A 14330-nucleotide genomic window follows, 5' to 3' on the forward strand; every position below is an offset into this window, starting at 1 on the left:
CGCCACCCTGACTACTTCAGGATGGCTGGGCCGCGCCTCCAGGGCGCCCACGCGCGTGCCGAACACATTGAACTTGAAAGCCATTTCATAGCTCCTCGATGCGTAAGGCGCCCGACGCCAGCGGGCGCACGAGGATATTGTACACATCGATATCGAAGCGGACCTGCGCCGCCGTGCGCGCCTTCGCGCCGCGCCTTGCCGGTGCAGGCGCCCCAGCGCCGCCAAGGTAGCACCAGCGGTCGACGATGGCGCGCTGGCGCAGCCCAGAGGATTCTTCGACAATCGCCACCGCGCCGGCGAACGGCCAGCACGTCACCCGCAGAGGCTCCAGCGCCAGCCGCACCCGCGCCGCGTGGTCGGCGGCAGATTCCTCGCCGGTGCAGGCGCCCTTGCAGCGCGCCACCTGCCGCGCGAAGCATGGCCGTCCCGGTGCGCCCCTCTCCAGCCCCGTCGCCACCGTGCACAAGCCGCGCACATGGGCGACATCGCGCAGAGTCTCAATGGCGGCCTTCTTGCTGCCAAACAGGCCATACAACTGCTGCGCGCGCGCGAAATCGACATCGCGCGCAAACACGATTTCCGGCACGTCGCCTGCCATGCTGATCGAGCACATCTCGCGCTGGCGGCGCAGCTTGGAGTTGAAGACCGGCTGGTGCAGTTTGACCAGCTCCGACTCGCGCAGCAAGGCACCGATCTCGCCGCCGGTGCGCTCAAAGTCGATGGTCGCCGCGCGCGCCAGCATCTGCATCTCTTCCGCCGTGCGCATATGCGACAGCACGCGGGTGCGGATATTCACGCTCTTGCCGATATAAACCGGCGTGCCATCAGCGTCGCGGAAAATGTAAATGCCCGGAAGCGAAGGCAAGGCATCGATGCATTCTCGGGGGATGTGGGCGGGATAGCTGAAGTTCAATACGGGGTCGCTGACCACCAGCAGTCCCACCGAATTGACGTGGGTGCGCATGCGCTCATGATACCATTCGGCCCGTCATGAAATACCTCAGCGCTTACTCAGAACAGACACTTTCCCAGGTCCGCCAGGTGATGGAACAGGGCCGCCTTGGCGAGGTGCTGGCGAAACGTTATCCAAAAGCTCACGATATCCGCACCGACCGTGCACTGTACGACTACGTCCAGGAGCTGCGCGCCGAACACCTGCGCAACGCCGCGCCGATCGACAAGGTGGCGTTCGACAGCAAGATCCACGTGATCAACCATGCGCTTGGCCTGCATACGGCCATTTCACGCGTCCAGGGCGGCAAGCTGAAGGCCAAGCATGAAATCCGCGTGGCCACGATGTTCAGGGAAGTGCCGCTGGAATTCCTGCGCATGATCGCGGTGCACGAGCTGGCCCACGTAAAAGAGAAACAGCACGATAAGGCGTTCTACAAGCTGTGCACGTACATGGAGCCGAACTACCACCAGTACGAGTTCGACCTGCGCCTATACCTCACCCACCTCGACGCCAGCGGCCAGAAGCTCTGGTAAGCGTTCGGCGCATAGCGCCTTGACTTCACGGCGCACCCGCCAGATGTCATACCCCATCCATAGGAGCATGACGGGCACAAACCAAGCCAATTGGGCAAGATTGCCGGTCGCCAGTCTGCCGGCCAGGACTCCCACCGCTACTCCGATCAACGTGCCATACCTGCTCGCGACAACGCGGTTGGCTGCGCGCACGATGGCAAACGCCTCCAGATGACTGAACTGTTTGAGTTCCGGACAAATGCGGTAGTACAGGGGCATGAGGTTTATCGGCGGATTATTGCGGCGCAACTGGGCGCGCGCATCACGCACGATGTCATCTCCTTTTGCTTCGGCTCGTTGGCGATTCATGCATGTTCTCCATTAGCCAGAAGCCCTGGCAAGCGGGCTTTCAGGATGCGCACCGCCAGCCACCGCTTTACCACCGAATTCAGGATGGCCGGCACCACACACCAGGCCAAGCTGGCCTCCAGCAAAAACACCATGACCAATATCGACAGCAACCCAACCAGCGCTGTGAATTTGAACGCCCGGGTCGGAACCGCATCCATCATTGCCGCGCCAACGGCATCGTGCATCTGCTGCGTTTCCAGCTTCCCAAGCTCTGGGACCAGGCGCAGCCACAGCCACTGCGGGGCACGGGCTGTCATGTGCCGCGGGCGCGCGGCGCGGACCGACTGCAGCAGCTCGTCGCCGGCTGCGATGGCCTTTTCCTTATCGCTCACTTCAGGCTGCGTACCAGCTCCGCCGGCACGGCGTTCACGCGCACCAGGGCCGCGTGCTGCGGCTTGATGAAGCCTTCGTCCCGGGCGTGATCGATAAAGCCGATCAGCTTATCGTAAAAGCCGTCCACGTTCAGCAGGCCGACTGGCTTGCTGTGGATGCCCAGCTGCGACCAGGTCAGCATCTCGAACAATTCTTCCAGCGTGCCCATGCCGCCCGGCATGGCGATAAAGCCATCCGACAGCTGCGCCATCATGGCCTTGCGCTCGTGCATATCCTTGACGATGAACTGGCGCGTCAGGCCGGTGTGGCCGACCTCGCGTTCGACCAGGGCGGTCGGGATCACGCCCGTCACTTCGCCGCCCAGGCGCAGCACTTCATCGGCGATGATGCCCATCAGCCCCACATTGCCGCCGCCGTAGACCAGCGCCAGGTTCTGCTCCACCAGCGCCGCGGCGAGCGCACGCGCCTGTTCGGCGTAACGGGGCGAGACGCCGGCGTTGGCGCCGCAATATACGCAAATCGATTTCATTTGAGCTTCTTCAGATATTCTTCGGACAGTTTCTGGAACAGCAGGCTGGTTTCGCCGCGCAGGTAAGGACCCACCTGGGACAGCACCTGGTAGCAGCCGCGCGCCAGCGCATCGGCCATCGACTGCTGCTCGGAGTATTTGCGCGGGTTGCGCACGTACTCGTAGGACAGCCAGTACGTCGCCACCACCACCATATTCACCGACATGGCGTCGATCGCCATATCGTGCGCCTCCAGCGAGCCTTCGCTGCGCAGGTCCAGGCACAGGTTGCGCGCCACTTTGATCTTGTGGGCCAGCAGTTCCTTGAATTCCAGTTCCAGCTTGCGGTTGCGCGACAGCAGGTCGTTCAGGTCGCGGTAGAAGAAGCGATAGCGCCAGATCAGTTCAAACATCAGGTGCAGGTACAGCCACACGTCCTCGATATTCGAGCGGCGGCCGCTCGGCACCTGCAGCATGCGTTCCGCTTCGGCCTTGAACTGGACGAAGATGGAATTGACGATATCGTCCTTGTTCCGGAAATGGTAATAGAGGTTCCCCGGGGAGATATTCATCTCCTCGGCGATAACAGTGGTCGTGATATTGGGCTCGCCGAACTCGTTGAACAAGCGCAGCGAGAGTTCCAGGATGCGTTCGCGAGTTCGTCTTGGCGCTTTTTGTAGCATAAAAGGGGAAGCTCTATTGATTCCCCTGCAAGGATATCACTATTAGAAGTTTTCCAGAAGTTACGCTTTTTTCGTTGTAGCCTTTTTGACGGGCTTTTTGGCCCCGGCCTGCAATTCCTGCACCTGGCGGCTTAACTCCTCTACCCGGTCGATCAGGGCGTTGATGTCCTGCCGCATGGGGACGCCGATCGAGTGCAGCGCCCGGGTTACCCGTTCTTCAAACACCTTTTCCAGCGTATCGACCGTTTCGCGCACATGGCCGGCGCGGTCGCCTTCCATGGCGCGGGCGCGTTTTTGCAGGTCGGTGAAGGCGCCCAGTCCGGCTTTCCAGATTTCCTGCGCCGATTCGCGTACTGCCTTGGTCAGCTTTTCCTCGCTCTCCTCAAACGATTTGCTCTTCTTACCCATGGCGGCGGCTCCGATAATTGTTTTAATGTCATTGTAGGCGCGCACTCTAGAACTGGGCTTCTAATGCGATCTACAATGGCCGCATGGGGCCGAAAATCCTGTGGGTGCTGCTGCCGTTGGCGGTGTATGCCGCCCTGCTCGCGCTGGTGTGGCGCGGGAAGGCGCCGTCGCGCCTGGCCTTGAATGTCCACAGCAGCCTGCTGTTGATGGCTTATCTGCTCACTACTGCGGGGTTGGGGCTGTTCTGGGTGGCCAACCAGCAGTTGCCGGTGTTTGACTGGCACTATCTGTTTGGCTATACAACGCTGCTGCTGGTGTGCTTGCACCTGTTTTTCAACCTGCCTGTTGCCTGGCGCTGGCTGCGGCAGCGTCATCCCGCCGCCACGCCGCCCGGTGCGCTACCTGGCGCTGGACGCAAGCCGGGCCGCGCGCGCCAAGTTGTGCGGGCGGCGGCGGCGGTGGGCGTGGTGCTGCTGGCCTTTGCTGTAGGGACGCATTGGGGCGGGCGCAGCGCGGGACCTGCGCTGCCTGCTGCGGCCGGGCCTGACGCCGGGCCGGCGGGGGATATCGCGACGGTCTTGCGCTACCATGCCGCGTCCTCCTCTTCCCGCAGTGCGGTGTTTGGGCGTGCGCCGGTGGTGGATTGGGGCGACCAGCCAGCGCCGTTCAAGACTTATCCCGCTGCCCCGCAAGTTGAATTGCCACGCGCTGTAGCGGGCGACGGGGAGGCGCGCAGTGTGGGTGCCATGCTGTCTGGGCCGTCCGCACCGGCTGCGCTTGACCTGGCTGCCGTGGGGCGCTTGCTGCATTTAACGGCTGGCGTTACCGCGCGGCGCGGCGGCCTGTCGCTACGCGCGGCGCCCTCTTCCGGCGCTCTCTTTCCCGCAGAGCTTTACCTTGTTGCGCGGCGGGTGGAGGGTCTGCAGGCCGGCCTGTACCATTTTGACGCTGAACGGCATCGCCTGGCGCGTTTGGGGGAGTTGCCGGCTGCGCATGGCGCGGGCGATGGGGCCGACTTGTCTCTTGTCGTTGCGGCGGTGTTTCAGCGTACTGGCTACAAATACCGTAATCGCGCTTATCGCTATGTGGCGGCGGATCTTGGGCATCTGCTTGAAAATGCGCGGCTTGCGGGACATTACGTTGGGGCCCGGAGTGTTCTGCTCGACGAGTTCGATGAGATGGCGCTGGCGCGGGACTTCGGGCTGGATGGCGGGCAGGAAGGTGTGCTGGCGGTCGTGGCATATTCGCGCGCTTCCGACACGCCGCCGACTCCTGCGGCCCACGCCGGTAGCAGCGGCCTTGGCGTCACCGGTGAAGTCCACGCAGCCACGTCGCGCGGACGCGTGGCGGGCGGCGGCAAGGCTGGCGATGGTGCGGCGGGGCGCGGCGCCCAATCGGGCGGCGGCGGCGGGCTGGTTGTGCTGCCGCGAGGCGAGGCGGCGGCGATGGACCTGGCGCGCGCGATTCTGCAGCGTCGCAGCCAGCGGCGGTTCACGGCGCAGCCGGTGCCGCTGCAGCAATTGGCATCGTTACTGGCCGAAATGGCGCAACCGCCCCTGCTCTCCGGCGCATTGCACGCCGACCTGGTGATTAGTCGCGTGGACGGCGTACGAGCGGGCGTCTACCGCTACCTCCCCGCCCAGCACGCGCTGCAGCCGGTCGCACTAGGCGACTTCGCCACCAACGCACGCAATGCCGCGCTGGACCAGGACGTCATCGGCGATGCCGCTGTGGTACTGATCCTATCGGCCGACAGCGGCCAGGCGCTGAGAAACGGCGCGCGCGGCTACCGCATGGCCTTCCTGGAAGCGGGTTTAATGGGCGAACGCTGGCTACTGGGCGCAGTGGCACGCGGACTGGGCGCCTGCCCCGTCGGCGCCTTCTACGACGAAGAAGCCGCCCAGCTGGTCAAGGCGCCCGAGGGACGCTGGGTGCTGCATTTCGCCGCCCTTGGCCAGCTCGCACCGGACTAATGCAACTGCGGCGCCCGCAGCTGCGAATGCAAGCGGAAGCCCTCGCGGATATTCTCCCGCAGCACCGCCCCCTTCCACGGCTTGGTATAGAAGCGGTCAATCGCCCCATGGTTGATGGCCGCCATGATCGGCGTCAGGTCCGCATAGGCCGACAGCATGATACGGAAGGTATCCGGCGCCAGGTTCTTGACCCGCTCCATGAACTCCGTGCCCGTCATCATCGGCATGCACTGGTCGCACAGGATGACCTGCACCCGGTGCCGCGCCAGCACGTCAAAGCCCTCCGCCGCCGTCTGCGCAGTGAGGATCCGGTAGCCATCCTGCGCCAGGAAATCGCTCAGCACATCCAGCATGAAGGCGTCATCGTCGACAATCAGCAAGGTTTGCTGGTCGACGATATTGTCGTCGGATGGCGCCTGCAGGTGCCGCCCTTCGCGCAGCATCTGCACGAAATCGATCTCCTGCAGCGGACGGCTGAAATAATAGCCCTGCATCTCATCGCAATCATGGCGGCGCAGGTAGGACAGCTGCGCATCCTTCTCCACCCCTTCCGCAATCACCTTCAGCTTCAGGCTGTGCGCCATATTGATAATGGCCAGCACAATCGCCGCATCGTCCGGATTGCTGGTCACCTCGCGCACGAAGGCGATATCGATCTTCAGCTTATCGATCGGGAAGCGCTTCAGGTAAGCCAGCGAAGAATAGCCGGTGCCGAAATCATCGATCGAAATCTTCACCCCCAGCGCCTTCAGGTTCTGCAGCACGGTGATGGTTTCCTCCGCATTCGACATCAGCGAGCTCTCGGTCAGCTCCAGCTCCAGCAGCTCCGGCGCAATATCGTTCTCCTTGATCGCCTTCAGCACCTCTTCTTCAAGGCCGCCGACAAAGAACTGGATACCCGACACGTTGACCGAAAGGTGCACCGCCCCAACCTGGCTCTTGCCCCATTCCGAAATCTTGCGGCACGACTCCTGCAGCACCCAGGTGCCGACCCGCACGATCAAGCCGGTTTCCTCCAGCAGCGGGATGAACAGCGCCGGCGACACCATGCCATGCCCCGGACGGTTCCAGCGCAGCAGCACTTCGGCGCCGCTGATGCGGCCCGTCGCGATATGCACCTTGGGCTGGTAGAACAGCACGAACTCGTTGTTGTCGATAGCACGCCGCAGCGCATTTTCCATATCCAGCCGCGCCAAAGATTGCGCATTCATCTCCGCTGTGAAGAAACGGAAGGCATCGCGCCCCGCCTCCTTGGCGCGGTACATCGCCGTATCGGCATACTGGATCAGCGTATCCGGGTCATTGCCATCGTCCGGGAAAACGGAAATGCCGATACTGGCCGTCACCGTCACCTCGTGCCCCTTCAAATCGAACGGCTGGCGCATCGCCTCGCGGATCTTGTCCACCACCGCAATGGCATTCTGCGCGCCCTCCTGCAGCATCAGGATCGCCGCAAACTCGTCGCCGCCGAAACGGCCGATGGTATCGCGCACGCGCAGGCACTCCACCAGGCGGCTGGAGAACTGGCGCAGCAGCTCGTCGCCGATGGTGTGGCCCAGCGTGTCGTTGATGTTCTTGAAGCGGTCCATATCGAGGAACAGCACCGCCAGCGCCCAGCCATGCTCGCTGGCCTGCTTCAGCGACAAGGTCAGCGAATCGTAGAACTGGCTGCGGTTCGGCAGGTTGGTCAGCGTGTCGAAGTGGGCCAGCTTAAGCAGGCGCCGCTCCGCCTCTTTGCGCTCGGTAATGTCGCGCGCCACCGCCACCAGTATCCAGTTCTGGCCTGAACGCAGCGTGCGGCGCTGCACTTCCACCGACAGGTTGCTGCCGTCCTTACATTGCAGCAGCAGCTCCGCCATTGCCCCGCTCTGGTCGCCCGCCAGCAGTTTGTCGTACAGGTCCTGCAAGGGCTGCAAGCCGTGGTCGCGTTCGCGGTCCGGCCCCACCTTCAGGAAATCCTCGCGCGCAAAGCCCAACATGCGGCACGCCGTCACGTTCACGTCGATGAAGCAGCTGTTGGCGCGGTCGACCAGGAAGATGGCGTCGGCCGTGGCATCCATCGCCAGGCGGAAGCGGCGAAGATCCTCGTCCAGCCGGATGCGCGCGTTCATATCCAGTTGGAGCTGCGCATGGTGGCGCCGGATTTCCTCATACAGCAGCAGGTTTTCGTAAGCGACCGAAATCTGCGCCGCCACCGTCACCGCCACGCGCTCGTCGACCTCGTTGAATTCCTCCGAGCCGAGCTTATCGACCAGGTACAGCCAGCCGTGCACGCGTTCGCGCGAGGCGATCGGCACGCCCAGGAACGAATGGATAGGCGGATGCCCGGCCGGCAGCCCGATCTCGCGCGGGTCGCCGCTCAAACGGCTCATGCGCACCGGCTGCCGCTGTTTCAGCAGGCTGTCGAGGATGCCGGCGCGCGGCTCGGAAGCCGCCACCTGCGCCTGTTCACCCACGCCGCAGGACGCGAAATAGCTGGCCTCCTGCGCCTCCTGTTCCAGCACGCCGATGCAGGCAAAGCGCGATACGCAAATATTCTGCGCCACGCGCACGCCGATCTCCACCAGCGCCTGCGGGTCGCGTTCCGCACCTAGTTCGATGCCAAGCTCGATCAGCGCGGTCAGGCGCAGGCTCACCGCCTGCAGGCTGGAGAGGGAGCGCGACAGGCGTTCGGTCATCTGGTTCAGGTGTTCCGGCTCGCCCTCTTCCGACTCGCCGTTATTGGCAATGCGGGTGATCAGCTGGCTGCTCGACTCCACCTCGTCGATATACTCGGCCACCTTATGCTCGATATCGAACAGGCGGCCCTGGCTGGGCGGTTCCGGCGCAAACGCTGGCAGCGCCTCTTCCTGGCCCGACTTGCCCAGCGCCTGGTGCACCGTTTTCAGGATCACGTCCGGGTCGGAAGGCTTGGGCAGCACCCAGCGCACGCCGCAGGCTTCCGCCACGGCCATCGCCTCACGCTCGCGGTAGGTGGCGGTGTAAAAAATGATCGGCACGCTGGCCAGCTCCGGCTGGCTGCGCATGCGGTTGACGAACTCATAGCCGTCCATGTTCGGCATCAGGATGTCCGAGATCACCAGGTCCGGCTTCTCGCTCTCCATCACTTTCAGGCCCTCGACGCCGCTGGAAGCTTCCAGCAGGCGGTGGCCGCTGTAACCGAGGAGCGTCATCAGGAACTCCCGGTTTAATACATGGTCATCGACGATCAGGATCGTCGCGATGTCGTTCTCATCGCGGGGCGACATCTCCCCGGGCAAAAAAGACTCGATCTGGGTGACGAAGGTGTCGGGTTCGATCGGTTTGCCGATATAGCCGTCAAAGCCCGCAGCCAGCAGCTTTTCGCGGTCGCCGACCATGGCCAGCGCCGTCACGGCCAGCGTCGGGATGTCTTTCAGCGCCGGATCCTGCTTCAGCTGCGCCACCACGCCATAGCCATCCAGCTTTGGCAGGTGCACGTCGCAGATGATAAGGTCGGGTACTTCACGCCGCGCCGCCTCCACGCCCTCTTCGCCGTTATGCGCAAGCAGCGGCTGGTAGCCGAACGCACGGAGCAGATACACCATCAGCTCCATATTGGTGGGGTTATCTTCGATTATCAGGATGCGTGCTGACATTGGTACTCCTGTCAATGTGTCGCCTCTAGTATCCGCTATTCCAGGGGAAGTGAGAGCACAAATATGCTGCCATTGCCCGGTTTGTCGAAATACCGGATCGACCCATTCAATAATGCAGCCAGCTTGTGGCTCAAATGGATGCCCAACTGCTGCAGGCTGTCTTCCGTGACACCTTCTCCGGTATCACTCACACTCACCTGCACTACCGGCCGACCCTCCAGATAGCTGCGTTCAAGGCTGATATTAATTTCACCGCGATCGGTAAATTTGATCGCATTATTCATAAGGTTCATCAAAATCTGCTGCAAGGCGCGCCGGTCGGTGCGCAGCATCAGCGCTTCGGGCGGGGCGCGGAACTGCAGCACCAGGCCTTTCTGCCTCACTTGCGGCCGGAACAGCAGCGCCAGCTCCTCGATGATGGTGCGGCAGTTCAGCGGTTCCGGATGCAGTTCCACTTTACCCGAACCGAGTTTGGTCAGGTCCAGCAAATCGTTAATCAGCGACAGCAGGTGGCGTGCGCTCGATTGCACGGTACGCAGCTGCTTCTCCTGTTCTTCATTCAAAGGGCCGGGCAGCTGCATCAGCATGGTGCCGGTAAATCCGATGATGGCATTCAGCGGCGTGCGCAATTCATGCGACATGCTGGCCAGGAAACGGTCCTTGGCCTGGCTGGCCTTTACCAGCTCACTGATGTCGCGGATCGCATAAACCTGCAACGCCCCGTTGGCGCCCTGCATGATGCTGCGCCGCGCCTCCACGGGAAATTCTATACCGCCCTTGCGCAAGCCAAGGTTTGCAGCGCCGGCGGGCAGCAGCCGCTCAAGGGCCATGCCGCGCAATTCCATCGGCGCATAGCCGAACAGCTCCGCAGCCTGGTGGTTGGCCAGCACAATGCGGCCATACGGATTCGCCATGACCATCGCATCCGGCATGGATTCGAACAGGCTACCGAAGCGTTCTTCGGCGTCCCGGGTGTCCAGATGATCGATCTTGCCGAAGTCGGTCGCCATCGTCCAGCTTTCTGAATGAAACTCACAGAATTTCACATCCCGTACAGCAGCGCTTCTTGCTTAGCCTCAAGACAGTCTAAGTGATCCCTATAATCTCCGCAAGAATGCGCTTGGTGATTTCGGGATGGCGGCCCATGGCGACATGGCCCACGCCGGGCAAAGCGATATTGCGCGCACCGGGCAAATGGCAGGAATCCTGCGGCGCGATGATGTTGTCGTGGTAGGAGTAGATCGAAGTAATCAGGCCACGCAGCTTGCGGTCATCGGCATCGAGCTGCGCCAGCCATGCGGCATTGCGCCGCATCTGGCGCGCGTTGTCGCCCACGCCCATCTGCGCCAGGTCGGTGCCGTGGTGCGGCGTGCCAAGCGTGATGATGCGCGCCGCGCGCGACGCACCGAAACGGCGCAGCCAGGCGCGCGCCACCAGTCCGCCCATGCTGTGCGCCACGATGATGATGCGCTCGCTGCCGCTGGCGGCGCACAGCGCCTGCACCGCCTGCTCCAGCTGCGCCGCATAGCCGTCGATGTCGCCAAATACCGGCTCCAGGTCCACCGTGGCGTGGCTGAAGCCTTGCGCCTCGAGCTGCGCGGCCAGGTGCACCCAGAAGCCGCCATTGGCGCCATAACCGTGCACCAGCAGCACCGGCAAGCCGCGCGGCGCACTGGCCAGGTGCAGGCGCGGGCGGTGGCGCAGCATATGCCAGGACGTCGCCGCCATGGTCGATACATACTCGTGGAAGAACAGCTGCAGGCGCTGCCGCCAGTCCAGCCGCGCCTCCTGCGGCAGCGGCCGCGCGGCCATTCGGAAATTGTTGGCGGCGATCGCCATCCGTACCAACAGTACAACGATTACCGCCAGCAGCAGGGCCACATCGGCCGGAACAAGGCGCGACAGCAGCCAGGCGATGGCGCAAGCGGCAGTCACTTGCAAGGCCATCACCAACAGCAGCAGCCGCTTTACCATTGGTCAGCTCCGGGTGGCCAGCCGCTGCGCCAGGCCGCTCGCCAGTCGGGCAGTCACGCCGTAGATCGAGAGCTGGGGGTTGGCGCCGATCGACGTCGGGAACAGCGAGCCGTCGTGTACCGACAAGTTGCCGATGCCGCGATACAGGCCGTCCGGCGTGACCACACCGGTCGCCGCATCGCCCGTCATGGCGCAACCGCCCATCACGTGCGCCGACACCACGCGCGTCAACAGCTTTTGCATCGGCAGGGTCGCGATAGCCTGTTTGGCTTCGGCCCAGCTCTTGTACGGCTGCGCCACCAACTCGTGCACCGGAAGCACCCCTTCGGCGCCGGACGCGAACTGGATTTCGGCCATGGTCAGCAGCGCACGCCGCGCGCCGTCCCAGAAATAAGGCGTGAGCGCGTAGTCCAGCTGCGGCGAACCGTCGCTGCGCAGCGTCACCCGGCCGCCCGCCGCTTCCGGATGGAAGCCGTCGCGCAGCAGCGCCAGCAGGCCTTGCACGTGCGGCAGGCGCCGCATCAGGTTCGCGTGCGCCGGGCCGAAGGCCGATACCGTGGTACCCGCCAGCACCGGGTGCAGCGGGCCCACTTCCAGCTTGTAGCCCATGGGGCCATCGACCGGCTGCGTGTGCAGGAAGTGGTCCGAATAGACCGTCTGCGGCGCGCCGTTGAAAGCCTCCACCGGCTGCCGGTATTCGCCGATCGACAGCACCACCGGATGCAGGAAGGTGCGCTGGCCGAGCAGTTGGTGCGGGTCGGGCGCGCCGGAGCGCAGCAGCAGCGCCGGCGAGTTGATCGCGCCACCGGCAACCACGAAGTGGCGCGCCCTGAGCGTGATGCGGCGGCCGGTCTGCTCCAGGCCATCCGCCGTCAGCGCCACGCACTCCAGCGAGGTGGCCTGCCCGCCGGCCAGCGTGAAGCGCTCGGCGCGGGCACGCGTCAGCAGCACCGCGCCCTTTTCCAGCGCGGCCGGGATGGTGGTGACCAGCATCGACTGCTTGGCGTTCGTCGGGCAGCCCATGCCGCAATAGCCCAGGTTCCAACAGCCGTTCACGTTGCGGCGGATCAGGCCGGTGGTGATGCCCAGCTTCTCGGCGCCGCGGCGCAGCAGGTCATTGTTTTCATTCGGTGGCGTCGGCCAGTCGCTGATATGCAGGCGCTCTTCCATTTTCTGGAACCAGGGCGCCATCGCCTCCACGCCGTAGTCTTTCAGGCCGTACCGGGACTGCCACCAGGCCAGCGTATCGGCCGGTGTGCGGAAGCTTGAAGTCCAGTTCACCGTGGTCGAGCCGCCAACGGTACGTCCTTGCAGGATGTTGATGGCCTTGTCGGCGGTCTTGCGCGCCGCCGAGTCCTGGTACAGCGATGGGTAGGCATCGGCCTCGCGCATCTTGAAGTCCTTGGACGACTTCAGCGCGCCCTCTTCCACCATCAGCACTTTCAGGCCCGCGTTGGCGAGGATTTCCGCCGTCACGCCGCCGCCCGCGCCGGTGCCGACGATTACCACGTCGGCGTCGAAACTGCGGTCTTGCGCCAGGCTCGAGGCGTCGATGACATGCCAGCCGGCGGCGATGCCGGCCTGGATTGGATCCGGGATTGGGCTGCTCATGCGCTCAGCTCCTTCATCGGGCCCGGGTAGCCGACGGCAGCCCAGGTGGAAGGATCGGCATACCAGGCGCCGATGACCAGGTCATGCAGGCCGTGGTAAGCGGTTTGCAGCATCTCGGTGCGGTGGGTGCGCCAGCTTTGCAGGAAAGCCGCCACTTCGGCCGGTGCGGCCTCCTCCCATGCCGGCACGCCCGCCAGCAGGCGCCGCGTGGGCGCCATGGTGAGCAGGCCAAACAGGTCGCTGATTTCTTTCTGCACACGCAGCGGCAGCGACGCAATCGCGCCCGCCACGCGGTCGATGCCCGCGTTGAGCGCCGCCGGCTGCGGCGTCACGCCCGTAATGGCAGGCACCAGCGCCGCCAGCATGGTGCGGCCCTGGGCGTCCAGCGCGAATCGTTCAGCGACCGGCGGGCGGAATTGGCGGTAGACGGCGCCACCGGCGGCCAGCGCCAGGCCGCCCAGCAGCCCCGCTTTTAAGAATGTCCTGCGTTGCATCGTGTCTCCTCTTGTTATAAAGAGGATTCTAAGGATGCAGGCGGGCTACGGCTAGAGCCTGGGCTCTAATCCTTGCGGCCGCGTGTCATTTGGCGCGCAATACCGCGCAGGATATTGACTTCCTCGGCCTCCAGCCCGGCGCGGGCAAACATGCGCTTCAGGCGCGGCATCAGCTTGCGCGGATTGTTCGCATCGAGGAAGCCGATTTCGACCAGCGCCTGCTCCAGGTGCACATACATGCCCTCCACCGCCGCCGCGCTGGCCGCCTCGCCATGGAAACCGACCGGGCTGTCCGCACGCTGGCCGTCCAGCGCGGCCATGCGGCACTCGTACACCAGCACCTGCGCCGCCTGCGCCAGGTTAAGCGAGGAATAGTCGGGGTTGGCCGGGATATTCACCAGCACATTGCACGGCTCCACAATCTCATTCGGCAGGCCGAAGCGCTCGTTACCAAAGATCAGGGCCGCGTGCAGGTCCGCGCCCGCCACCAGCTGGCCGGCGAATTCGCGCGGCGTCACCACCGGCGGCGAGAACTCGCGCAGGCGCGCCGACACGGCCGCGGTAAAGTTGATGCCCTCCAGCGCCTCCGCCATGCTGTGCACCACGCGCGCCGATTGCAGGATATCCAGCGCGCCGGAAGCAAAGGCCACCGCCTCCTCGTGCTCGCACGCCCCTTCAAAGCGCGGATTGACCAGCACCAGGTCGGAAAAACCCATGGTTTTCATGGCGCGCGCCACCGAGCCGATATTGCCCGGGCGGCTGGTCTCGACCAGGATTACCCGAAGTCGTTGGAAGGCGGAAGGTGCGGATTCGGTCTGCTTCATTTATAATCGCGGGATTCTGCGTTGGGC

Annotated in this window: 14 protein-coding genes; 2 read left to right on the plus strand and 12 right to left on the minus strand. The window is 63.9% G+C overall.

The window, feature by feature from the left end; all coding sequences use genetic code 11:
- Nucleotides 1-85: 85 nt before the first annotated feature.
- Nucleotides 86-964 carry an endonuclease gene (locus tag AAHE99_RS11695; protein ID WP_342117411.1) on the minus strand — a complete coding sequence of 293 codons (879 nt, stop codon included), beginning with the start codon at nt 962-964 and terminating at the stop codon, nt 86-88.
- Between the two features lie 26 nt (nt 965-990).
- Here AAHE99_RS11695 and AAHE99_RS11700 point away from each other — a divergent pair, with 26 nt between their 5' ends.
- Complete coding sequence (locus AAHE99_RS11700; protein WP_342117413.1) at nt 991-1488, plus strand: YgjP-like metallopeptidase domain-containing protein; 498 nt, start codon at nt 991-993, stop codon at nt 1486-1488.
- Here AAHE99_RS11700 and AAHE99_RS11705 read toward each other — a convergent pair.
- Genes AAHE99_RS11705 through AAHE99_RS11725 form a run of 5 tightly spaced genes read right to left on the minus strand, consistent with a single transcriptional unit; the run spans nt 1444 to nt 3810 of the window.
- The gene (locus tag AAHE99_RS11705; RefSeq protein ID WP_342117414.1) at nt 1444-1836 is read right to left on the minus strand and encodes a hypothetical protein; all 393 of its coding nucleotides are present in this window, start codon (nt 1834-1836) and stop codon (nt 1444-1446) included. The genes AAHE99_RS11700 and AAHE99_RS11705 overlap by 45 nt on opposite strands.
- On the minus strand, nt 1833-2210 hold the full coding sequence (locus AAHE99_RS11710; protein WP_342117416.1) for a hypothetical protein: 378 nt from the start codon (nt 2208-2210) through the stop codon (nt 1833-1835). The genes AAHE99_RS11705 and AAHE99_RS11710 overlap by 4 nt, the downstream gene beginning before the upstream one ends.
- Nucleotides 2207-2740 (minus strand): LOG family protein, encoded by a 534-nt coding sequence (locus tag AAHE99_RS11715; protein ID WP_342117417.1) that lies wholly within the window; start codon nt 2738-2740, stop codon nt 2207-2209. Before AAHE99_RS11715 ends, AAHE99_RS11710 begins: the two co-directional genes overlap by 4 nt.
- Nucleotides 2737-3402: a TetR/AcrR family transcriptional regulator gene (locus AAHE99_RS11720; RefSeq protein WP_161025081.1), complete on the minus strand. Its 666-nt coding sequence runs from the start codon at nt 3400-3402 to the stop codon at nt 2737-2739. The genes AAHE99_RS11715 and AAHE99_RS11720 overlap by 4 nt, the downstream gene beginning before the upstream one ends.
- Nucleotides 3403-3462: 60 nt before the next feature.
- On the minus strand, nt 3463-3810 hold the full coding sequence (locus AAHE99_RS11725) for a phasin family protein (RefSeq protein ID WP_342117418.1): 348 nt from the start codon (nt 3808-3810) through the stop codon (nt 3463-3465).
- A gap of 83 nt (nt 3811-3893) precedes the next feature.
- Here AAHE99_RS11725 and AAHE99_RS11730 point away from each other — a divergent pair, with 83 nt between their 5' ends.
- The gene (locus AAHE99_RS11730) at nt 3894-5783 is read left to right on the plus strand and encodes a SagB/ThcOx family dehydrogenase (protein ID WP_342117419.1); all 1890 of its coding nucleotides are present in this window, start codon (nt 3894-3896) and stop codon (nt 5781-5783) included.
- Here the strand turns inward: AAHE99_RS11730 and AAHE99_RS11735 are convergent.
- The 6 genes from AAHE99_RS11735 to AAHE99_RS11760 all read right to left on the minus strand — a co-directional run bounded on the left by AAHE99_RS11735 (nt 5780) and on the right by AAHE99_RS11760 (nt 14303).
- On the minus strand, nt 5780-9400 hold the full coding sequence (locus AAHE99_RS11735; protein WP_342117420.1) for an EAL domain-containing protein: 3621 nt from the start codon (nt 9398-9400) through the stop codon (nt 5780-5782). The two genes, AAHE99_RS11730 and AAHE99_RS11735, sit on opposite strands and share 4 nt — an antisense overlap.
- A gap of 35 nt (nt 9401-9435) precedes the next feature.
- Nucleotides 9436-10410, minus strand: coding sequence for a sensor histidine kinase (locus tag AAHE99_RS11740; protein WP_342117421.1), 975 nt, complete (start codon nt 10408-10410; stop codon nt 9436-9438).
- A 76-nt stretch (nt 10411-10486) separates the two neighbouring features.
- The gene (locus tag AAHE99_RS11745) at nt 10487-11374 is read right to left on the minus strand and encodes an esterase/lipase family protein (RefSeq protein WP_342117422.1); all 888 of its coding nucleotides are present in this window, start codon (nt 11372-11374) and stop codon (nt 10487-10489) included.
- 3 nt (nt 11375-11377) lie between these two features.
- Nucleotides 11378-12985 carry a GMC family oxidoreductase gene (locus AAHE99_RS11750; protein WP_342117423.1) on the minus strand — a complete coding sequence of 536 codons (1608 nt, stop codon included), beginning with the start codon at nt 12983-12985 and terminating at the stop codon, nt 11378-11380.
- A complete protein-coding gene (locus AAHE99_RS11755; protein ID WP_342117426.1) occupies nt 12982-13479 on the minus strand; it encodes a hypothetical protein in 498 nt (165 codons plus the stop codon). The genes AAHE99_RS11750 and AAHE99_RS11755 overlap by 4 nt, the downstream gene beginning before the upstream one ends.
- Nucleotides 13480-13544: 65 nt before the next feature.
- Nucleotides 13545-14303 carry an RNA methyltransferase gene (locus AAHE99_RS11760; RefSeq protein ID WP_342117427.1) on the minus strand — a complete coding sequence of 253 codons (759 nt, stop codon included), beginning with the start codon at nt 14301-14303 and terminating at the stop codon, nt 13545-13547.
- Between the last annotated feature and the right edge of the window lie 27 nt (nt 14304-14330).

Origin of the sequence: Pseudoduganella sp. OTU4001, from assembly GCF_038440195.1 — a bacterium.
GTDB lineage: Bacteria > Pseudomonadota > Gammaproteobacteria > Burkholderiales > Burkholderiaceae_D > Rugamonas.

Excerpts from the sequence above, each read along its gene's own strand:
- AAHE99_RS11695 (WP_342117411.1), bottom strand. The coding sequence starts at position 964 with ATGCGCACCCACGTCAATTCGGTGGGACTGCTGGTGGTCAGCGACCCC.
- AAHE99_RS11700 (WP_342117413.1), top strand. The coding sequence starts at position 991 with ATGAAATACCTCAGCGCTTACTCAGAACAGACACTTTCCCAGGTCCGC.
- AAHE99_RS11705 (WP_342117414.1), bottom strand. The coding sequence starts at position 1,836 with ATGAATCGCCAACGAGCCGAAGCAAAAGGAGATGACATCGTGCGTGAT.
- AAHE99_RS11715 (WP_342117417.1), bottom strand. The coding sequence starts at position 2,740 with ATGAAATCGATTTGCGTATATTGCGGCGCCAACGCCGGCGTCTCGCCC.
- AAHE99_RS11720 (WP_161025081.1), bottom strand. The coding sequence starts at position 3,402 with ATGCTACAAAAAGCGCCAAGACGAACTCGCGAACGCATCCTGGAACTC.
- AAHE99_RS11725 (WP_342117418.1), bottom strand. The coding sequence starts at position 3,810 with ATGGGTAAGAAGAGCAAATCGTTTGAGGAGAGCGAGGAAAAGCTGACC.
- AAHE99_RS11730 (WP_342117419.1), top strand. The coding sequence starts at position 3,894 with ATGGGGCCGAAAATCCTGTGGGTGCTGCTGCCGTTGGCGGTGTATGCC.
- AAHE99_RS11735 (WP_342117420.1), bottom strand. The coding sequence starts at position 9,400 with ATGTCAGCACGCATCCTGATAATCGAAGATAACCCCACCAATATGGAG.
- AAHE99_RS11740 (WP_342117421.1), bottom strand. The coding sequence starts at position 10,410 with ATGGCGACCGACTTCGGCAAGATCGATCATCTGGACACCCGGGACGCC.
- AAHE99_RS11745 (WP_342117422.1), bottom strand. The coding sequence starts at position 11,374 with ATGGTAAAGCGGCTGCTGCTGTTGGTGATGGCCTTGCAAGTGACTGCC.
- AAHE99_RS11750 (WP_342117423.1), bottom strand. The coding sequence starts at position 12,985 with ATGAGCAGCCCAATCCCGGATCCAATCCAGGCCGGCATCGCCGCCGGC.
- AAHE99_RS11755 (WP_342117426.1), bottom strand. The coding sequence starts at position 13,479 with ATGCAACGCAGGACATTCTTAAAAGCGGGGCTGCTGGGCGGCCTGGCG.
- AAHE99_RS11760 (WP_342117427.1), bottom strand. The coding sequence starts at position 14,303 with ATGAAGCAGACCGAATCCGCACCTTCCGCCTTCCAACGACTTCGGGTA.